Annotated in this window: 17 protein-coding genes; 15 read left to right on the top strand and 2 right to left on the bottom strand. The window is 44.0% G+C overall.

The genetic code is table 11. The features are described from left to right. Nucleotides 1-98 precede the first annotated feature (98 nt). From ACYQ28_RS05485 to recO, 7 genes are all read left to right on the top strand, one after another. Nucleotides 99-1,487, top strand: coding sequence for a DegQ family serine endoprotease (locus ACYQ28_RS05485; protein WP_460048643.1), 1,389 nt, complete (start codon nt 99-101; stop codon nt 1,485-1,487). 207 nt (nt 1,488-1,694) lie between these two features. Further along, nucleotides 1,695-3,494 (top strand): translation elongation factor 4, encoded by a 1,800-nt coding sequence (gene lepA, locus ACYQ28_RS05480; RefSeq protein ID WP_460048642.1) that lies wholly within the window; start codon nt 1,695-1,697, stop codon nt 3,492-3,494. Nucleotides 3,495-3,640: 146 nt separating this feature from the next. Continuing rightward, nucleotides 3,641-4,483 carry a signal peptidase I gene (gene lepB, locus ACYQ28_RS05475; protein ID WP_460048641.1) on the top strand — a complete coding sequence of 281 codons (843 nt, stop codon included), beginning with the start codon at nt 3,641-3,643 and terminating at the stop codon, nt 4,481-4,483. A 71-nt stretch (nt 4,484-4,554) separates the two neighbouring features. Beyond that, nucleotides 4,555-4,992: a DUF4845 domain-containing protein gene (locus ACYQ28_RS05470; RefSeq protein ID WP_460048640.1), complete on the top strand. Its 438-nt coding sequence runs from the start codon at nt 4,555-4,557 to the stop codon at nt 4,990-4,992. Further along, nucleotides 4,985-5,665 carry a ribonuclease III gene (gene rnc / locus ACYQ28_RS05465; protein ID WP_460048639.1) on the top strand — a complete coding sequence of 227 codons (681 nt, stop codon included), beginning with the start codon at nt 4,985-4,987 and terminating at the stop codon, nt 5,663-5,665. Before ACYQ28_RS05470 ends, rnc begins: the two co-directional genes overlap by 8 nt. Further along, nucleotides 5,662-6,582 (top strand): GTPase Era, encoded by a 921-nt coding sequence (gene era, locus ACYQ28_RS05460; protein ID WP_460048637.1) that lies wholly within the window; start codon nt 5,662-5,664, stop codon nt 6,580-6,582. The genes rnc and era overlap by 4 nt, the downstream gene beginning before the upstream one ends. Before the next feature lie 18 nt (nt 6,583-6,600). Next, a complete protein-coding gene (gene recO, locus ACYQ28_RS05455) occupies nt 6,601-7,365 on the top strand; it encodes a DNA repair protein RecO (protein ID WP_460048636.1) in 765 nt (254 codons plus the stop codon). Here recO and ACYQ28_RS05450 read toward each other — a convergent pair whose 3' ends face one another. Then, nucleotides 7,366-10,248 carry a response regulator gene (locus ACYQ28_RS05450; RefSeq protein ID WP_460164695.1) on the bottom strand — a complete coding sequence of 961 codons (2,883 nt, stop codon included), beginning with the start codon at nt 10,246-10,248 and terminating at the stop codon, nt 7,366-7,368. A 425-nt stretch (nt 10,249-10,673) separates the two neighbouring features. Between ACYQ28_RS05450 and cysM the strand changes: the two genes are divergently transcribed. The 4 genes from cysM (at nt 10,674) to mazG (ending at nt 16,507) form a co-directional block, all read left to right on the top strand. After that, nucleotides 10,674-11,567, top strand: coding sequence for a cysteine synthase CysM (cysM, locus tag ACYQ28_RS05445; RefSeq protein ID WP_460048935.1), 894 nt, complete (start codon nt 10,674-10,676; stop codon nt 11,565-11,567). A gap of 68 nt (nt 11,568-11,635) precedes the next feature. Next, nucleotides 11,636-13,012 (top strand): 23S rRNA (uracil(1939)-C(5))-methyltransferase RlmD, encoded by a 1,377-nt coding sequence (rlmD, locus tag ACYQ28_RS05440; RefSeq protein ID WP_460164694.1) that lies wholly within the window; start codon nt 11,636-11,638, stop codon nt 13,010-13,012. 179 nt (nt 13,013-13,191) lie between these two features. Then, nucleotides 13,192-15,444 (top strand): GTP diphosphokinase, encoded by a 2,253-nt coding sequence (relA, locus tag ACYQ28_RS05435; RefSeq protein WP_460048631.1) that lies wholly within the window; start codon nt 13,192-13,194, stop codon nt 15,442-15,444. Nucleotides 15,445-15,673: 229 nt separating this feature from the next. Beyond that, nucleotides 15,674-16,507 carry a nucleoside triphosphate pyrophosphohydrolase gene (gene mazG / locus ACYQ28_RS05430; RefSeq protein ID WP_460048630.1) on the top strand — a complete coding sequence of 278 codons (834 nt, stop codon included), beginning with the start codon at nt 15,674-15,676 and terminating at the stop codon, nt 16,505-16,507. Between the two features lie 186 nt (nt 16,508-16,693). Here the strand turns inward: mazG and ACYQ28_RS05425 are convergent, their stop codons facing one another. Next, nucleotides 16,694-17,458: an SDR family oxidoreductase gene (locus tag ACYQ28_RS05425; protein ID WP_460048628.1), complete on the bottom strand. Its 765-nt coding sequence runs from the start codon at nt 17,456-17,458 to the stop codon at nt 16,694-16,696. 117 nt (nt 17,459-17,575) lie between these two features. Between ACYQ28_RS05425 and ACYQ28_RS05420 the strand changes: the two genes are divergently transcribed. From ACYQ28_RS05420 to ACYQ28_RS05405, 4 genes are all read left to right on the top strand, one after another. Next, a complete protein-coding gene (locus tag ACYQ28_RS05420; RefSeq protein ID WP_460048627.1) occupies nt 17,576-18,484 on the top strand; it encodes a LysR family transcriptional regulator in 909 nt (302 codons plus the stop codon). Nucleotides 18,485-18,891: 407 nt separating this feature from the next. Beyond that, nucleotides 18,892-19,545: an adenylate kinase gene (gene adk / locus ACYQ28_RS05415; RefSeq protein ID WP_460048626.1), complete on the top strand. Its 654-nt coding sequence runs from the start codon at nt 18,892-18,894 to the stop codon at nt 19,543-19,545. Nucleotides 19,546-19,873: 328 nt separating this feature from the next. After that, nucleotides 19,874-20,563, top strand: coding sequence for a tRNA (adenosine(37)-N6)-threonylcarbamoyltransferase complex dimerization subunit type 1 TsaB (tsaB, locus tag ACYQ28_RS05410; protein ID WP_460048624.1), 690 nt, complete (start codon nt 19,874-19,876; stop codon nt 20,561-20,563). 64 nt (nt 20,564-20,627) lie between these two features. Continuing rightward, a complete protein-coding gene (locus ACYQ28_RS05405; protein WP_460048623.1) occupies nt 20,628-21,422 on the top strand; it encodes an undecaprenyl-diphosphate phosphatase in 795 nt (264 codons plus the stop codon). Nucleotides 21,423-21,459 lie beyond the last annotated feature (37 nt).

Raw genomic sequence — 21,459 nt, 5'->3', positions numbered from 1 at the left:
GATTTTTCTGTTCTGAGAGTTGTACGATGTATCTCTACCGGATAAAAAAACCGAATAAACGTTTCGTTATTTGGCTATTAAAATTAGGAGGAGCTTAAATGCGTTGGCCAAATGTTGCTACCGCTTTAATACTGTTGGTTGTTTCTTTTTCTGCATCTGCCCAGAAATTACCGAATTTCGCAGATTTGGTTGAGGCGCAAAGTCCGGCCGTAGTAAAAATTAACACTGTCTCTAGAGCTAACCGCTCTCGTCAATCCATCATTCCTGATACTCAACAATTGCCAGACATATTTCGTCATTTTTTTGACCCAAGAAATATTCCCGAGCGTGAGCAGCGCGCCATCGGCTCTGGCTTTTTAGTATCTAGCGACGGTTATTTGTTGACGAATAACCATGTGATCGACGGTGCTGATGAAATTGTTGTGCGTTTGCAAGATCGACGTGAGTTCACTGCCGAGCTTATTGGCACCGACCCGCGCTCTGACATTGCACTGTTAAAGATCGACGCTGAGAAATTACCCTATCTGACTTTCGCCAAAGAGGAAGAGTTACGCGTGGGTGATTGGGTGTTGGCCATTGGTTCTCCATTTGGTTTAGATTTTACAGCCAGTGCTGGTATCGTTAGTGCGATTGGCCGCAGTATTCCATCAGAAGATAATGGTAACTACGTGCCATTCATTCAGACAGACGTAGCGATAAACCCAGGAAACTCGGGTGGCCCTCTGTTTAACTTGAAAGGCCAAGTGGTTGGTATTAACTCACAGATCTACACGCGCTCAGGTGGCTCTATTGGCTTGTCGTTTGCGATTCCAGCAAGTGTAGCGATTAATGTGTTTGATCAACTTAAATCTAAAGGTCGTGTAGATCGTGGTTGGTTGGGTGTTGTGATTCAAGAGGTTGATCGCAATCTTGCAGAATCTTTCGGGTTGAAAAAGCCAGAAGGTGCATTGGTCGCCCGAGTTGAGCCCGGCAGTCCTGCCGATAAAGCGGGTGTTAAAAACGGCGACATCATTACCGAGTTTGATCGTCAAAAAATCATTGAGTCAGGTGATTTACCTCACGTAGTTGGCATAACTCCGCCCAACTCCACGGTAGACATGCTGGTTATTCGCGAAGGTCGCAAGAAGACTTTGAGTGTGACGGTGACAGCACTTGAAGGTGAAAATTTCGCATCGAATTCGAACAGTCCAATTGGTTCTGCTCAAGATGGTCGCTTAGGTATGGTTGTTGAGCCATTGCCCGACGAAATTGCGAAGCAATTCGATGTCAATGAAGGTGTGCTTGTTCGTTCGGTGACCGCAGCGGGTCCTGCGGCTGAAGCTGGTATTCAAGCGGGCGATGTAATCACTCAGATCGGTTTCAATGCCATTTCTGATCTAGATAGCTATCATCAGATCGAGGATCAGCTTCCACCCGATAGCTTATTGCCAATTCGCTTTGTTCGAAAAGGCACCCCGATTTTCAGAACCATTGCTACTCCTGAGTAACTAAACTCCTCTCTCTGTTCACTCGTTGGGAGCCGCCGTTTGGTGGCTCCCATCTCTGTAATAGCTCAGTTAAAATAAATACTGTAGACTTGCGCGCTGATTTGCATTTGCAGGTGAGTTTGTTATTAAAACAGGCATGTTTTGTGTTCGCTTTTAACTTGTGCTTATGCGTTCGACCTTCAACAATTTTCGGTAGTAAATAATACTGTGACAGACCTTAGCCATATTCGTAACTTTTCGATTATTGCCCATATTGACCATGGCAAATCGACCATCGCTGACCGTTTTATCCAAGTTTGTGGAGGACTTTCTGATCGAGAAATGGAAGCTCAGGTTCTCGATTCAATGGATATCGAACGTGAGCGTGGAATTACGATCAAGGCTCAAAGTGTTACGTTGGAATATAAAGCCCGTGATGGCAAGGTCTATCAACTTAACTTCATTGATACACCCGGACATGTAGACTTCTCCTACGAGGTTTCTCGCTCCTTGTCTGCTTGTGAAGGCGCATTGTTGGTTGTTGATGCCGCGCAAGGTGTTGAGGCGCAATCGGTAGCTAACTGTTATACCGCGGTGGAACAAGGCTTAGAAGTTATTCCCGTTTTAAACAAAATGGATTTACCGCAGGCAGAGCCTGAACGCGTTGCCGAAGAGATTGAAAATATCATCGGTATTGATGCGATGGACGCTGTTCGCTGTAGTGCGAAGTCGGGTTTAGGTATAGAAGATGTACTTGAGCAGCTTGTACTTCAAGTTCCGCCACCAGTAGGTGACCACGATGCGCCGCTTCAGGCGCTCATCATTGACTCGTGGTTTGACAACTATCTAGGTGTAGTGTCCCTGGTTCGTGTTAAGCAAGGCACATTATCCGTTAAAGATAAAATCATCGCTAAATCCATTGGTAAAGCCCATATTGTAGATAGCGTTGGTATATTCACGCCGAAACGTGTCGAGAAAAAGCAATTACGTGCCGGTGAAGTGGGTTTTGTGGTCGCGGGAATCAAAGATATTCATGGCGCACCTGTTGGCGATACCCTAACTCACAGTCAAACCAGCAATACACCCGCGTTACCCGGTTTTAAAAAGGTAAAACCACAGGTTTACGCGGGCATGTTTCCAATCACATCGGACGAATATGAATCGTTCCGCGATGCACTTTCTAAACTAACACTTAACGATGCTTCATTGTTTTTTGAACCTGAGAGTTCCGACGCTTTAGGCTTCGGTTTCCGTTGTGGTTTCCTTGGCATGTTGCACATGGAGATCGTTCAAGAGCGTCTTGAGCGTGAATACGATCTTGATTTGATCACCACGGCTCCTACCGTTATTTATCAAGTTGAAAAGAACGACGGTGAAGTTGTTTACGTAGATAATCCTTCGAAGTTACCTGATAACAGTTATATCAAGGAAATGCGTGAACCAATTTGCGAAGCCAATATCTTAGTTCCTAATGAGCATTTGGGTAGTGTAATCACTCTTTGCATTGAAAAGCGTGGTGTTCAAAAAGACCTACAATTTGTGGGTGGTCAGGTCGCTGTGCGTTATGAGCTACCCATGAACGAAGTTGTGATGGACTTCTTTGACCGCTTGAAGTCGGTCAGTCGTGGTTTTGCAAGCCTCGATTACAGCTTTAGCCGTTTTGAACCCGCGAATCTAGTGCGTCTAGATATTCTTATAAACTCCGAAAAAGTTGATGCCCTGGCGATTATTGTTCATCGCGACAACGCCCAATACAAAGGTCGAGCGTTGGCCGACAAAATGAAAGAGCTTATTCCAAGACAGATGTTTGACGTGGCCATTCAGGCTGCAATTGGTGGTCAAGTTATTGCGCGTACCACAGTAAAAGCTCTGCGTAAGAACGTGACGGCTAAATGTTACGGTGGTGACGTGACGCGTAAAAAGAAACTGCTTGAAAAGCAAAAGGCCGGTAAAAAACGCATGAAACAGGTTGGTAGCGTTGAGATTCCTCAAGAGGCCTTCTTGGCGGTTTTGAAAGTAGATTCTTAAAAACAGGTTCTTAAAAACACGTTCTTAAAAATAGAGTGCTGCGCAACAAGTTGCTGAAATTAAACAGTAAATTGTTATTTGGGTTATTTGAGTGAGGTCGGATCAACAATGGCCTCCAATATGGAAATCAAAAAAGTTAGCTTGTTATGGATTTTATTAATTTTCCTCTTATATTAATGGTGCTGGTAACAGTCACCGGTTTACTGTGGCTTTTTGACATCATTGCCTTAGCGCCAAAGCGCAAGCTGCAAGTGGCTGCGGTTGATGATCAGTTCAAGAGCTCCAATCTAGAAGACGAAAATATAAAGCAGCAGCATTCTTTGGCGGTTTCCGCTGTAAAAAAAGAACCCGTTCTAATTGAGTATTCCAAATCCTTTTTCCCGGTTCTAGCGCTTGTATTTGTGCTTCGGTCGTTTTTGTACGAACCCTTTCAAATACCTTCAGAATCCATGGTTCCAACCCTTGAGGTTGGCGATTTTATCTTAGTGAACAAATACACCTACGGCATTCGTATGCCAGTGTTTCGCAATAAGTTAATCTCTATTAATGAGCCTAAACGCGGCGATGTTATGGTGTTCTTTAAGCCTGGTGAGCAGGTTTATTACATCAAACGAGTCATTGGCTTACCTGGCGACAAAATAGCAATGAAGAACAATGTTCTTTACGTTAATGGCAAACGCCAAGCGTTAGAGTTCGTTGAGACCACGTCAGATGAACACTTTGACTACCGCGTTTATGAAGAAAATCTAGAGGGTTTTGCTCATAAAATGCGCAACATCTCTTCGGGTCGTATTGCCTTCCAAGATAGAGAATGGACGGTTGAAGAGGGTCATTATTTTATGATGGGTGACAACCGTGATAACAGTAGTGATAGCCGAGTTTGGGGTACAGTGCCAGCGGAAAACATTGTCGGTAAAGCCGAGTATATTTGGATGCACTGGGAATCCTTTGGAATACCTTCGTTTTCAAATGTGGGAAGTATTCAATAGTTTTACTCGAAAATCGGTATAATCACATCCAAATTGATAAGAAAAACAATCTTGATAATTTAGGATCTACTATGGCTGTTGTTTTCCGTAATCTTCAAAAACAACCTTGTGGCAAAAATAGCCAGCTGGGTTTGGGTATGGCTGGTTGGCTGGTGGTTATTCTGCTGATTGGCCTAGCTGCATCGCAAGTTTTTAAATTAGCACCAAGTTATATCGATAATTACACCATTCGATCAGAACTGAAAAAGCTCGCCTTAGCGCCTGGTGGAGTAGAGTCTTTGAGTCTGCAAGAAATTCGCTCTTCAATTAATAACAGTTTTTTAGTGAATGGTATTCGTGGCGATATTCCTCAAGCGCTGGACGTTAAAAAATCAGATGGTCGCACCATAATCAACATCAATTATGAAAAAAGAATCAAGATGTTCTATAACATAGATGCGGTGATGACATTCAATAACCAGCTAGATAGTAAATTTCCTAATAAGTGCTGTGACCCTATCGGTGAATAATCCCATATTGTTAGAACGCCTACAGAACCGTATCGGCTATCATTTTCAAAAATCTGCATTACTTACCCAAGCATTAACGCACAGAAGCTTCGGCGCAAACAATAATGAGCGGCTGGAGTTTTTGGGTGATTCATTGTTGGGCATGTACATTGGTGAGTACCTTTTTCACAAGTTTCCAGAAGCTACAGAAGGACAGCTCACCCAACTTAGAACGTCACTGGTAAAAGGCGAGACACTTGCCGACATTGGTCGTGAATTAGAGTTGGGTGATTGCTTAATTATGGGCGAGGGTGAACTAAAAAGTGGCGGTTTCAAACGTGATTCAATTTTAGCGAACGCTGTTGAATCCATCATTGCTGGTATTTACTTAGAATCTGGATTAGATATCAGTCGTAACTGCGTACTGTTGTGGTTTAAAACTCGGTTAGAGTTACTTCAGCTAGAATTGGTATTAAAAGATCCCAAAACACAGCTACAAGAGCTTTTGCAGTCTCAAGGTAAACCCCTGCCAAAATACTCCATAGAGTCTTTTGAGGGTGAGGCACACAGTCAAGTAATTACAGTAAGTTGTACGATAATAGGTCGCGATGAACCTTTTATCGCATCGGCTAAAAACAAGAAATTAGCCGAGAAGAAAGCGGCACAAATGGCTTTAGTTGAGTTGCAGTCATGACTACAGATGTTTCTGAAAATAACGGCAAAACCTACTGTGGGTATGTAGCGATTGTTGGTCGTCCGAATGTAGGCAAATCTACCTTACTGAATCATTTGCTTGGCCAAAAGCTCAGCATTACATCCCGTAAACCCCAAACAACGCGCCATAACATGCTCGGAATAAAAACTGAGAATAATGTACAGGCTATTTTTGTTGATACTCCTGGGATTCATTTAGGTCACTCCAAAGCTTTAAATCGCTTCATGAATAAATCGGCGACCAATGCTTTTAAAGACGTTGATTTAATTATTTTTGTTGTTGATAAGCTTCAATGGACCGAAGAAGACGAATGGGTTGCGACCCAAATCGCCAGCAGCGGTACGCCAATTATTATTGCCGTTAATAAAATTGATCAAATTGAAGATAAAGAAACTCTGTTACCGCATTTGTCGATGTTGACAGAAACCTTATCTCCCGATCATATTATTCCCATCTCGGCATTGCGATCGAGTAATCTTGATCGCTTAGAAAAACTTATTCAGTCGTATTTACCCGAAAGTGAGTTTTTCTTCCCAGAAGATCAAATTACTGATCGTAGCAGTCGTTTTATTGCCGCGGAAATTGTTCGCGAAAAAATTACTCGTCAATTAGGTGATGAATTACCCTATCAAATGACCGTTGAAATTGAAGAGTTTTCTCACAATGGTTCTTTGTTAACGATCAGCGCCTTGATTCTTGTTGAACGCAAAGGTCAAAAGAAGATATTAATTGGCGATGGTGGCAGTCGAATAAAACTCATTGGTAGTGAAGCTCGTGTAGATCTGCAAAATTTGTTCGACGTACAAGTTATGTTGAATTTATGGGTCAAGGTTAAATCGGGCTGGTCCGATGATGAACGTGCGTTAAGAAGCTTGGGGTATCACGATTTTGAGTAAAGCGATTGTGGCGCTCAGATGGCTGTTAATTTTTTAAATCCTGCCTTTATTTTACGAACTCAAAAATACCGAGAAAACGGACTCATAGTGGATTTTTTTTGCCCTAACTATGGAAAGGTTTCTGCGGTCGCCAAAAAAGCGTTAAGCTTTAAAGGTTATCTTTCTTTGTATCAGCCCTTTATGCCGTTGAGTATTTCTTGGCAAGGGCAGTCTGAATTGAAACAATTGATTTCAATTGAATCCAGCGGAAATTCAGTTCACCTTAAAGGGCTTATTTTTTACAGTGCCTGTTATCTCAACGAATTATTATTAAAACTATTACCTGTTGCTGAAAACTCCATTGAATTGTTTGGTCAGTATCTTCTTACCATAAATACTCTTGGACAAAACCCTTCACGTTCTGAGGAAGAAATTGTACTCAGAAGTTTTGAGTCGGCATTGATAAAACATCTTGGGTACGAGATTGGTTTTACGACCACCGATCACTCCGAATGTATTTTCAATATTGATACAAATTACGTACTTTTGCCCGAGCGTGGTTTTATTACGGAAGACGATTTTCTATCAGAAAGTACTTTCAGAAATCGACAAGCTGGGGGCCAGTCTCTATTGTTTTCGGGCCCTCATCTTGTCGAGCTATCTAAATTCGGTCTGCAAAGAGAAGGTACCAGAAAAACCGCGAAAATTATTAATCGAATAATGATCGATTATCTTCTTGGTGATAAGCCTTTAAACAGTCGAAAAATCTACGGGCAAATGCTCGGTCGATTACAAAATAAGTAATTATTCTTCAAACATTACATCTAAGTCGTATTCTTCTTGCCAATCGATAAGTTCGTCGATGGCGAATAATAATGATTTAGAAAATTCGGGTACTTGTTCGGTTTCTCCATTCACTAAAGCCTTATCAAATTCGGTGCTGATATGTTTTAGTTTGTGTACGCCGGTGTAGCTCGTGCCGCCCCGAAGTTTATGCACAATCTCTTGCAGTGCGTCATAATCTTCTGATTCTAATGCTTTTAAAATGGCCGATTTATTATCGTCTAAAGAATTTAATAATAGTGCCAACATATCTTTGGCGAGACGTGTGTTGTTGTTACATAAAGCAATGCACTGATCTATGTCGACGGGCTTTTCGAGTACTTTTTTGCCCAGATTTTTTGTTACGGGTAATGGCTCTTGAGCTGAGATTTTCTCGGCGGATTTTAATTTAGAAACTTCAACGGGAATAATGCCGTCATCGCCAACGTTTTGTTTTGCTATGCGCTTGGTAGCATCTGTTATGGGGGTAACTGTGCCTGTTTTTAGTGGTTCTTGGACTTTTAAATCGGCGTGTTGACACCAGCGTTGAATTACGTGCGAAAGCTGTTCTTGAGTAATAGGTTTACTTAAATAATCGTCCAGTCCAGCTAGTAATAATTCAGATTTGCGATCATTCACCGCATGTGCCGTTAATGCAACAATGGGTGTTCGTTGTCCACTTGGTTGTTTTTCTCTGATTTTTTGCGTTGCGGTAATGCCATCAATTTTAGGCATTTGTATGTCCATAAAAATCAGGTCAAAATTTTTGCTGCCGCAAGCATCAATAGCATCTTGTCCTGTATCGGCTGTGCTTACATCTACTCCCATGTTGGTTAGGAATTCTTTCACCAACATAAGGTTCGCAGGGTTATCATCAACAGCTAATATTTTGAGTTTTCTACCTTGTTTTAAAAAATCGGCAGCAGGTTTTATTACGGAGTGTTTATTGATATTTAAATGGTCGCACATGATTTTGTAAAGGCGATCTTTAATGAGCGGTTTATTTACAAACACCACCGAATTATGGATTTGAATATTGGATAATTCTTTTTGATGATTGGGTGTGGTAACCAAAATCGATTTGCATCGGAACTGATGGTTAACTTGATATAGAGTCTGCTCAAGTTTTTTCAGGCGTTTAACTTTGGACGAATCTACCGGAATATCAATAATAAGCAGCTGTTGGACGCGGTTTTGGCTTTGTAATTTATCGAGGGTTTGAATAATGTTTGCAGCTTTAGAAACCTCAGTTAAATTAATTTTCCAGTCGCTGAATATTTGCCGAAGTTGAAGAGATAAAGCTTCATTTTCGGTGCACAAGGTTACCGAGATTCCATTTAACGCTTTTTTAGGTGAGTCTGACTCATCCTGACCTTCATTTAACGGAATGGAGAAATACAGAACAGGTTTTGAGGCATCGTTGCTGTAACCTAAACTGCCGCCAAGGGCGTTAATTAAACCTTTTGATATGGCAAGTCCTAAACCGTTTTCATTACTGCGTGTAGAGCCTGCATCTAACTTAGAGAATGCACGTAATGCTGACTCGGTATCTAGATTTAATGGATTTTCGAAGCCTGCAATTTCAAATAGATAACCATAAACGTCAGTTCCCATGGTTCGATTATCTAAGGCTGTATCGTGGGACACCTTTAAAAAAATACCCGATGAACTGGAATGCTCAATAGCACTATTGAGAAGATTTGTCAGAATTTGCTTAATTCTTAAGGGATCGCTAATAACGCGCATTGGTAATTTGGTGTCTAACCAATAATTTAATTCTTTTCCCGCTGCAAATGCCGTAGGCGCTAAAATTTGCAAAGTTTCTTCGATAACCTTATCAAGTCGGGTGGGAATGTAATCCAGTTTAACGGTGCCCGCTTCAATATGAGAGATGTCTAAAATATCGTTGATAATGGTTAACAAACCTTGAGCTGAAGACTCGATGGTACGTAAGTATTCGAGCTGCGATTCGCTCACATCGCTTTTTAACATCAGTTGAGTAAAGCCAATAATACCGTTGAGCGGAGTTCTGAATTCGTGGCTTGCATTGGCTAAAAACTCTGATTTTACTTCGTTCGCTTCCAAGGCTTTTTTGCGCGCAATATCCAATTCAATATTCTGAATTTCAATGGTTTCCATGGTCTCTTGCAGTTCTGCAAGTGAGCTTTCTAAATTGTTAACCAGCTCGGTCTTGGCGTGTGCCGCCGATTCTGAAATTGCGTTTAAGTCTTCAGCTAAGGGTGCTAAGGCATTATTCGGCTGTAAATGAATGCAATACTGATAATCGCCGTGAATAATGGCTTGAATTTTTTCTTCAATACTTTCTAAATCAGGTTTTAATTTACTGACTCTATTTTGCAAGAACAGAGCAATTAAGGCCGGCGAGATTAAGCAAATGATTAAAATCGCTAAGATCATTTCAATGTATAAATAACGCGAGGCACTGGTGTCAAAAGCGATGTCGGTCCAGCCGATAATTTCGCCCTGATTTCTCGAAAAAATGGGATGCGATATTCTGAGAATACTGGACTGTATTGGCGCACTGTTGACCGAGCGTGTCAGCCATTCTTCGGTAGGAAATTTTTCTAAGTATCGCGGCCCTATGTGGGTAATAATATTTTTATCGATGTCTAAAATTCGAATACTTCTAACTTGTTCGTGTTGAATGATGGCAGCTAGAGCGTGTTGCAATCGGTCAGCGAGTCTTCGATCAATGTAAGGACTGCTCAACTCGGCACTGATTGATGCTAGGTTCTGCGCTTGATCTTTTGCCGTTTTACTCGTTTCGTAAAAGTAAAAGGTCGCCAAGGTGACACCCAAAACCAACGCGGTGAAAAAGATGGGTATGAGGGTGAGTTTTCTCAATAAATTTTGGACTTGTCTGAAGTACATATAGCTACGGGTAAGTTTTTTTCTGGAATGAGGTGATTGTAAACCAAACTTGACCATGATTTATTTCATTCCTTTCAAATCTTTAGCTATTAGATTTTCTTTTACTTTTGAGTCCGTTTTTTAGCACTAATAGAGCGTTGAATTGGTTGATTATTGCTCTTTAATCGGTCGATATTTTTATAAATTAGCAAAAGCTTTCACCAAGACTCTATACCACCATAAAGCAGTACATCAGCTGTATAAATGCAGTGATGCTCTCGCTTGATCGGTTCGAAAATTTTCAAAAGCTCTGATCTGATCTTTTTGATAGAATGGCTATTTTAGGATTTTATAATTTACGCATTCTTGCGTATTCAAAATTAGCTTAGAAAGCAGTTCTGTTTGGGTGCCAGTTAATGATTCATTTTCCGACGATCGAAACCTGTATTGGTCATACACCGCTGGTGAAATTACAGCGGTTACCGGGCAATACATCTAATACCATTTTGGTAAAGCTTGAGGGAAATAACCCTGCGGGTTCGGTTAAAGATCGACCTGCGCTCTCGATGATTTCTAGAGCAATTGCACGTGGGGACATCAAACCCGGCGATACACTTATCGAAGCTACCAGCGGTAATACCGGTATTGCCCTTGCTATGGCGGCGGCAATTAAAGGTATTAACATTATCCTAATTATGCCCGATAACGCCACCCAAGAGCGTAAAGATGCAATGACCGCCTACGGCGCCGAGTTGATCCTTGTTACCAAAGAGCAGGGTATGGAAGGTGCTCGCGACCTAGCCTTGGCAATGCAAGCTGAGGGTAAAGGCAAGGTGCTCGATCAGTTTGGTAACTCCGATAATCCCTTGGCTCACTACGAAGGTACTGGCCCTGAAATCTGGACTCAAACCCAGGGAACCATCACGCATTTTGTGAGTTCCATGGGCACCACTGGAACCATCATGGGCACCTCTCGGTATTTAAAAGAGCAGAATCCAGCCGTAGAAATAATTGGTTTGCAGCCAGAAGAGGGCGCGGCTATTCCGGGTATTCGTCGGTGGCCGAAAGAGTATCTTCCCACTATCTTTGATGAGACCCGTGTCGATCGCATCATCAATATGGGCCAGATTGAAGCTGAGCAAACCATGCGTGCTTTGGCTCGTCAGGAAGGAATTTTCTGCGGTGTATCCTCCGGCGGTGCGGTTGCTGGTGCACTGCGTATCAGTCAGGAAGTTGAGAACGCGGTTATTGTTGCAATCATCTGCGATCGCGGTGATCGGTATTTGTCTTCCGGTGTTTTTAAGCAAGACTAATAAGAAGCATTGTCGAGACGTTAGGCCGTCTGACGTCAATTTTGTGTTACACGTTATGAGTATTCTCCTTGGCAAGAATTTTTCAGCCGTCAAAATCTAATAAGGCCAAATTGCCCAAAAAAACTGAGCTTTTGGTGGAAGGTCTTACCAACGAAGGTCGCGGCATTGCCTATTTTGAAGGTAAGACCGTATTCATTCGCGGCGCTTATCTGGGCGAGCGAGCGAGAGTTCGATTTGTTCGAGCCGATCGCAATGTTCTGCACGCCGAGACCGAATCCATTTTAGAATTGTCACCCGAACGTGTTGAGCCCTTCTGCCAGCACTTTGGCCAGTGTGGTGGTTGCGATTGGCAATATCTTTCTCAAGATCGACAAATCGAGTTAAAGCAACAACTGGTTTTGGAGTCACTGGCGAAATTCGCGCGCTGTGAACCCAGCCAAGTTCTACCACCTTTAATGCAGTCTGAGCGCGGCTATCGCTACCGAGCCAAATTGGCAGCTTGGAATAATGCGTCTGGCGAACGAGTCTTGGGCTTTCGCGAGAGCGAAGGTAAGTCAGTTGTTGCTATCGAATGTTGTCCTGTGCTTAGTCTTGGCAATCAGCGCAGCCAGACTCTGCTGCAACAATGGCTGGCTAGCAATAAGATCATCCACCGTATCGACCAAGTTGATCTTCTTGAAACAAAAGAACGTTGTGCCGTGGTGTTGACACTCAATGCCAATGTTGATGAATCAATACTTAAGCGTTTGCACGAACTTCTGAATCAAGAAAGCCATTTAGTCGATGTCTGGCTTAGTCGAAAGTCCAAAATCACGTATTTTAATCCTGTTATCTCAGCAGAGGGTGACCCAGATACATCGCCTTCTTATCTGCTGAGCCTTGATCATCTCGAATTATCGCTCGACTTTTCGCCACCAGACTTTATTCAGGCGAATCAATCTCTTAACTCAAAAATGGTGCATCAAGCGGTAAATCTACTCGCTTCTTATGTTCCAAATCCCAAGATCGCTCATGTGCTTGATCTATTTTGTGGCATTGGTAACTTTTCTTTAGCGTTAGCGCGTATCTTTGGGGCGGTTACCGGAGTGGAATTATCAGACTCCATGGTGGAGAAGGCGCGGGCCAATGCCATCAAGTCTGGTATAGAAAATGCGTCTTTTGTCGCGGAAAATTTACAAGATAATCAAGCTCAGCGAGCTTGGGTTTCGATTGATATTCAGGGGGTTTTACTCGACCCGCCCAGATCGGGGGCAAAAGAAATTCTGCCACTGATCGAGAAACTCAAAGTCCCGGTGTTGGTCTACGTGTCCTGTAATCCAGTGACGTTTGTTCGTGATGCAGCTTATTTACTCGATCACGGCTACAAACTCGACAAATTTGGGTTGATTGATATGTTCACACATACTCATCACAGCGAAGTTATGGCCAGTTTTGTGTTGGCTTGAACTTTAGTGAATTCGACACAAATATAACGAACGATAGAAGCACGAAAACTATAATAAAAGCGTGGTTAGCAAGGGAAATAAAACCGGCGTGTTGGTTTGGGTTAGAGCGCTCACGCGCTGCAACACAAACTGCGTATCGTCTAGGACATGCAGTCCATTTTTGATTGAAAAGGCTACACATGGTTAAAGTTCGCGCCGATTTGCCCTTAAATGAAGGGGGTGAACTCGATATTAAATCTTGGGTTGATCATATAGATCACACCATCGCTCTGGGCGACCTCGGCCGAGGTAAGCTCATTCAAGCTATTCACACTGTAAAACATGCCGATGACAATGGCCCGGAAGATCATCCGTGGCGCCAGTCTTGTCTGTCGGTTGGTGTCGAAATGGTTGAAATTCTCTCTGACCTTAAACTCGATTCATCATCGCTTATCGCCGCAATGCTGTATCGCGCTGTTCGTGAACAAAAGGTCAATTTAGATGCCATCGAAGACGACTTCGGGAAAGAGGTCGTTAAACTGATTCGTGGTGTGATCGGTATGGCAGCCATTACCGGTATGCGCAATGACACCGGTGGCGAAGTCTTTGGTCGTCAATCGAAAGAACAAACCGAAAAGGTGCGTAAGATGCTTGTTGCCATCGTTGATGATGTGCGTGTTGCACTCATCAAGCTGGCCGAGCGAACCATCGTTATTCGTACCTTAAAGAATGCTCCTCAAGACAAACGCATGAGAGTTGCGCGCGAGGTTTCTGAAGTCTACGCGCCGCTGGCACACAGGCTGGGTATCGGTCACATCAAGTGGGAGCTAGAGGATTTAGCCTTCCGCTATCTTCACGCGGCTGAATACAAGCGTATCGCTAAATTGTTGGACGAAAAACGCCTGGATCGGCAAGGTTTTATTGATCGCGTTATTGAGACTCTTGAGACCGAGTTGGGTGCTGCAAAAATTAAAGCCAAGGTCATGGGTCGAGCCAAACACATCTACAGTATTTGGCGAAAAATGCGACGCAAAGAAATTGGCTTCTCACAGGTTTATGATATTCGCGCCGTGCGTATCTTGGTGCCGACCGTGCGCGACTGCTATGCGGTATTGGGCATTGTTCACTCGCTTTGGCGCAACATTCCCAATGAGTTTGACGATTACATCGCATCACCAAAAGAGAACGGTTATCGCTCGTTGCACACCGCTGTGATTGGGCCGCAACAAAAGGTCTTAGAAGTACAGATTCGAACCGATTCTATGCACGAAGAAGCAGAATTTGGTGTATGTGCTCACTGGCTCTATAAAGGTGCCGACCGTGATACCAAGAGCGACAGCTACGAGGCGAAGATCGCATGGTTGCGCCAAGTTCTGGAATGGCACGATGAGGTTGGCGGCGGTAATCCGCTGGAAGATCACCTCAGCCATGGTATTGAGCAAGATCGTATTTATGTCTTCACACCCGAAGGTCACATTATCGATTTGCCACAGGGTGCAACGCCGCTGGATTTTGCTTATCAAATCCATACCGATATTGGTCACCGCTGTTCGGGCGCTAAGGTTAACGGCCGAATTGTGCCGCTCAATTATCAGCTGAAAACATCTGACCAAGTTGAAGTGCTTACCGGAAAACGCGAGTCACCCAGCCGTGATTGGTTGTCGCCAGACCTTGGCTATTTGCGCACTTCTCGTGCCCGTGGCCGAGTACAGCAGTGGTTTAAAATGCAGGCGCGCGATCAAAATATCGCCGACGGCCGTGTTATGTTGGATCGAGAGTTTCGTCGTATGGCGATTCAAGATTTGGATTTTGAGCGTCTTGCGCGGAATATGAATCTAAACTCGCTGGAAGATTTGTACGCAGCGGTGGGGGCTAGTGATCTTGGTGTACATCAAGTTCTTAATGCTGCACAAAAACTGTCTGGAATTCAGCAGCCCGACGTACCGGTGTTGTCGCTAACCTCAAAAGCGTCTTCAGATGTTGGCAAAGATCTGTACATTGATGGTGTTGGTAACCTACTCACAACTATCGCTGCGTGTTGTCATCCCGTTCCGGGTGACGCCATTGTTGGTTACATTACCAAGAGTCGTGGTGTGGCGGTGCACAGACAAGATTGCGAAAACATCTTGTATCTCAGCGGTGAAGAACCCGAGCGCATCATCAAGGTTGATTGGGGTGAAGCACCACAGCAGATGTACTCTGTGGACATCATCCTAGAAGCCTTCGACCGTCACGGATTGCTGCGTGATATTACGGTGTTGTTGGATAACTTAAGAATCAACGTCAGCGCCATGCGAACCTTGTCTGACAAGAACTCAAACACGGTGGATATGGAAATTACCATTGAGATTCGAAGCTTCGAAGAGTTAAGTCGAGTATTGGCACGTGTTAATCAGTTACCCAACATTGCCTCTGCGCGACGTAAAATCGCCAAAGATTCGACAACACACTAGCGTTTCTGCAAATTCATCAGAACTTATTTACCAAGTTCTCGCATCTCAACCTATTCGAGCTTTTGCTCCACAGGAAAGCTCGAATAGGTTCTCACTTTTACCTCTGTTCGTTATTTTGCAACGGCTTAAAGGTCACTCGATACCAGCAAGGCTGATTTAGTCACGGATTCTTCAATGTTGTAGGATATGGCTATTTCACAAACTCCGCGCATTTAATTTGGGAATCAACATGCACAGTATTGATGATTTGAAGTATTTGATGGCTAGGTTGAGAGATCCAGATTCAGGCTGCCCTTGGGATTTAAAGCAAGATTTTCATACCATCACCAACTCCACCATAGAAGAAGCTTACGAAGTTGCCGACACTATCGAGCGCGGCGACCTCAAGCATCTTTCGGAAGAGCTGGGTGATCTGCTGTTTCAGGTGATCTTCTACAGTCAGCTCGCTAAAGAGCGAGATCTGTTCGATTTCGATGTCATCGTCGATAACATTGTTACCAAGCTGGTTCGACGTCATCCGCACGTATTTCCCGAGGGGAATCTGCATGGCTCAATAGATCCCCAGGACAAGTCTGACAGCGCTGTAAAAACCAATTGGGAGCAAATCAAAGCCGATGAGCGCAAGCAAAAAGGCCAAGGCGGAATTCTGGACGACGTACCCGTGGGGTTACCGTCGTTAACGCGTGCCGAAAAGCTGCAAAAAAGAGTGGCAAGAGCCGGATGGGATTGGCGCTCGCTTCAAGGTGTGCTCGATAAGATCGATGAAGAGGTCGCAGAAATCAAAGAAGCCATTCATGCCGCCGGAAGCGAGCAGGCCGCCAAGGTCGATCCTCATGTGCGCGAAGAGTTGGGTGATTTGATGTTTATGACTGTTAATCTATCGCGCTATCTAGGGATCGATGCCGAGGGTTGCCTACGTGAAAACAATCGCAAATTTGAGCGGCGAGTCAAAGGTATGGAGTCGGTATTGTTAGAATCTGGCATCGCGTTTAACGACGCCAGTGACGAGCAACTGGATGCCGCTTGGGAAGCCGTGAAACTCGCCGAGAAATCTCGACGATAGGAACCTCTGATTAACTCATCCATGATTTAATCAGAGGACAGAAATTGACAATGCGATTTCCAATTTCTTCCCAATTTCAATCACTTACCCTTCTTGAAATTGGCGGTACACCCTTGTGTCGCGAGAAACTCTAGGTTAATCAGAGTTTCCTGTAGATTTCGATAATAAGGTTGGTATTGTTCAGCGTTAAAGATGAATTCCGCCAGAGACTTCGATTCTCTGGCCGTTAATCCAGCCGCTCTCTTTACTTAACAAAGTACTTATCACACCACCAATGTCATCCGCTTGGCCGACTCTGCCCAGCGCTGTTTGGCCAGCGATGTGTTCATTAAGCGGTTGGTTGTCTCTAACCAGCCCGTCACCAAAATCGGTTTCAATAGCGCCGGGCGCCACGGTATTAACGCGAATTCTTCTGTCTTTAAGCTCTAGCGCTAGATAGCGCGTAAACACTTCAATAGCGCTTTTCATCATGGCGTAAGCGCTGAATCCGGGCAGTGCGAAGCGCGTTAACCCCGAAGAAATATTGATGATGCGACCTTCGTCTTCAATAAGATCAAGCAGTGTGTTGGTGAGAAAATAGGGCGCCTTGGCATGTATAGAGACCATTCGGTCAAAATCCACTTCGGTCAATTGTTCAATGGGCTTGTTTATGCCAACGCCCGCGTTATTGACCAAAAAATCGAAGCTCGAACGCTTAAATTCTGCATCCAATACCGAGCGCAAAGACTGCTCAAAGTCTGTAAATGAAGCAGTGTTTTCAACGTTCAAAGGTAATGCTACCGCTTTAACATCGGTCCAATTCTTCACCGTATTGATAACGTCTTGGGCGGCTTGCGCATTGGTATGGTAGGTGAACACCACGTTAATACCTTTCTCGGCAAGTGCCGTGACCATGCTTCTTCCTAAACCTCTGCTGCCGCCGGTAATTACCGCTATTTTTTGAGTTTTCATTAACTGATCTCCAACAAAAGAAGTATTTATCGATAACGGCGCTCAGATTAAGCACTTGTGTTGTTCGGATAAACACACTAAAAAGATATGTACTGTTTGCTTTTAGAGAACAATATTGTGGATAAATTTTTAGCAATGCAACGTTTTGTGGTGGTTGCGCAAACGCGCAGTTTTACCCAAGCTGCGGACATTTTGGGGTTGCCCAAGTCGAGTATTTCGTCTGCGATTAGGTTGTTGGAGAAGTCACTTAATACGCGATTATTTCATCGCAGCACACGCAACGTAACGCTTACCGAAGATGGCAGTCAGTACCTGCATAAAGTCAAAGATATTCTTGCCGAAGTGGACGCGCTCGAAAGTCATTTTCAGGCGCAAAGTGGTGAACTCAGTGGCACCTTAAAGGTGGATATGCCGAGTCGATTTGCTTCAACCGTGGTATTGCCCAATCTTCCAGACTGGTTTTCGCGTTATCCCAGTACACAGATAAAAATCAGCTGTGCCGACTACCGCGTTAATCTGGTGAAAGAAGGTTTCGACTGCGTAATTCGTGGTGGAAATCTTATCGATAGTGATCTCGTGGCACGACCTATTGCTACCTATCGATTCGTCAATTGTATCAGTCCAAGTTATCGAGAAACCTACGGTGAACCCCGTTCTCTTGACGAGTTGAGTCGGCATTATCTGATCGATTACTCGCCCGACATGACATCAACGCGCTCTGAATTCGAATACGTCATTGATGGGCAAGTTAATTACCTTACCATGCCAAATCGCATAACCGTGGCTGGTACCGATGCCTACTTAAGCGCCTGCCTCGCTGGTTTAGGCATCGCTCAATTTCCCGAAGTAGGCGTGCGTGAATTTCTCGAAAATGGCGAGTTGTTGCAGGTGTTAGATAGATACGGAGCGCAGGATATGCCTTTGTCGTTTGTGTATCCATCAAGGCGATTATTGTCGGTGCGAACGCAAAAGTTTATGGACTGGGTACAGGAGTGTGTTGATAATTTGCTCAAAAGCAAACGGTAGTTTTAATAAGTATTGGAAACCCTGATTGAATCACGGATGAGTTAATCAGAGGCTCCTATTGTTTATCTGTAAACGCGATTGATTAAATCCTTTGGCTCTTTAAATACCGTCTTTTTAGACAGTATGAAGCTAATTGAAGAGTAATTAATTCGATAAAAGCTAATTAGAACGCCAAATTTCGTTAAATTTCAAAAAACTGTTCGCAAAATTCAGCAATTGTAATTAAGTCAAAATCGCGACGATTTTAGACCAACTTTTGAAGGTAGACCATTTGGTAACTTGAGATAAAGCTTGTGCGCGTGTAAGGTACCGGCCAAAAGCGATCGGCATCACATCCTGTGTGTCAAAAATTCGCAGCAGAATTCTATTACGACATTTATAAAAAATCAGAGATTACAGGAGCTACTATGCGGATCATTCTTCTCGGCGCGCCAGGTGCCGGTAAAGGCACTCAAGCCCAACTGATCATGGAAGAGTTTTCTATCCCTCAGATTTCTACCGGTGACATGCTGCGAGCTGCAGTTAAGGCTGAATCTCCACTTGGTTTACAAGTTAAAGACATCATGGCTTCCGGCGGTCTGGTTTCTGATGAAATCATCATCAGCTTGGTTAAAGAGCGTATTACCCAAGAAGACTGTGCAAACGGCTTTTTGTTCGACGGTTTTCCACGCACCATTCCACAAGCAGAAGCCTTGCTTGACGGTGGCGTTACCATCGATCACGTGATGGAAATTCACGTTGACGACGAAGAGATCGTATCTCGCTTAAGTGGTCGTCGTGTTCACGAAGGTTCTGGCCGTGTTTATCACGTGGTTTACAACCCACCTAAAACCGAAGGCTTAGACGACGAAACCGGTGAGCCTTTGATTCAACGCGCCGATGACACCGAAGAAACCGTTCGTAAACGTTTGTCTGTTTACCATGAGCAAACCGAGCCTTTGGTTGCCTTCTACAGCAATCTAGAAGCACAAGGTGATGATCCTGCACCTGTTTTCACGCGCGTTGAAGGCGTTGGTGATGTTGCTGAAATCAAACAAAAAGTGTTTGCGGCGTTGAAATAAGTCACCGCTGGCAATACTGGTCCTACAAAAAACGCCCTAGTGGCGTTTTTTGCGTTTTACGGCCTTAAATTCACAATAGCCTGCAAATTCACGGCAGTAGGAATCTTGGAATGTTATTGCGTTAGCTGTGCGTGTGTTTTTTGTAGGTTTGAACGCATATCTGTGAGTATGGAAGCCATTCAGGGTTTTTGAATAGCTTTAATCGATTAGATTTTCTACAAAAAGTGCTTCTAGGTTTGGGTTTTAGGTTGTTCGGTACAATTCAAATTGCCTAACCGAGCTTAGGTCGCTAATCTAAGACCTTTACCAATCAAAGCGTTATATCCCCTTGAAAATTCTCAGTCTCGAATCCTCAGGTGAATCTTGCAGTGTCGCTCTGTGCAATGAAGACCGTCTGTACTCTCAAATCCGAACCGAAGCTCGCCAACACGCGAAGTTATTTTTGCCCTTAATCGATGAAGTTCTTGCAGAATCAGGGCTCGCCCTTACTGATCTCGATGCTATTGCATTTGGACAAGGCCCCGGTTCTTTTACCGGTGTGCGAATTTGCATGAGCGTTGTGCAGGGTTTGGCCTTTGGCGCGCAGTTGCCGGTCATTCCGGTTTCTACTTTAGCGGCAACGGCAGCGGCGTATTTTGCAGAGAACTCATCGGTGACTTCCACGGTCAGTGTGGGTCTTGATGCACGAATGTCAGAGGTGTACCTGGGTAAATATCAGTTACACAATGGTGTGGTGGTAGCGAAGCAAAACGAAGCGGTTTTAGGTTTTGACTCGGCTATTGAATTGATTGAGCGTGAAGAAATTTTAGTGGGTTCAGCTTGGGCTTTAGATGCATTCGCCCAGTTGCGGGAAGATGCTCCAGAGTGTCAGCCGGACGTTTTCGCCAGTGCCTTAGACATACTAGCGGTTGCCAAAGGTAAGTTTGTAGACGGTGAGTTACAAGATATTGGCTCCGTTGAACCTGTTTATTTGCGTGATGAGGTTGCTTGGGAAAAACGAGTCCGTATTCGCAACTAAGTTGTAATGTACGGTTGTAATGTGTGGTTGAAATCAATGCTACTGGCTAAGGAAGTATTAACCCATGGACTTAATTCAAATCATTCTGTTGGCACTGATTCAGGGTATCACCGAATTTCTGCCGATCTCTAGCTCGGCGCATCTCATTCTTCCCAAAGAGGTTTTGGGTTGGCCCGACCAAGGTTTAGCGTTTGATGTTGCTGTTCATTTTGGTTCGCTCATCGCGGTGCTTGCCTACTTTAGAAAAGATGTCGGTAACATGATTGGCGCTTGGTGTACGCAGTTTGGTTCAAACGGCCAAACTGATGACAGTCGCCTAGCGTGGATGATCATCATCGCTACCATTCCCGCCGGTCTGTTTGGTTTGTTATTTAACGACTACATTGAAACCAATTTCCGTTCGGGATTGGTCATTGCGGTAACTACGTTGGTCTTTGGTGTCGCTTTATATTTTGCCGATCGCCGCACTGAGCTTCATAAAAATATCTACCAAGTCGGAATTTTTACCGCTCTAGTTATTGGTCTTGCGCAAGCAATGGCGTTAATTCCCGGAACTTCTCGCTCAGGAATTACCATTACCGCCGCGTTGTTTTTGGGCTTTACGCGGGTAGATGCGGCGCGATTCTCGTTTTTTATGTCGATTCCCATCATTGTTTTGGGGGCGCTGTTCAAAACCATCGAGCTGCTCGAATCCGGTTCTGTGGAGTGGCTAGATTTAGGCATTGGTACCGTGTTGTCGGGCATCAGTGCGTATCTTTGCATTCATTACTTCTTAGCATTTATCGAACGTATTGGCATGTTGCCGTTCGTAATCTATCGAATGGTGCTGGGTGGATTCTTGCTTTGGATGTTCTTGTGACATTACCCGGTTAGCTGACAATCTTTGACGCATATTT

This window comes from Sessilibacter sp. MAH1 (assembly GCF_054658315.1).
Note: the sequence above shows the minus strand (reverse complement) of the source record. Positions and strands in the feature narration are given on the sequence as shown.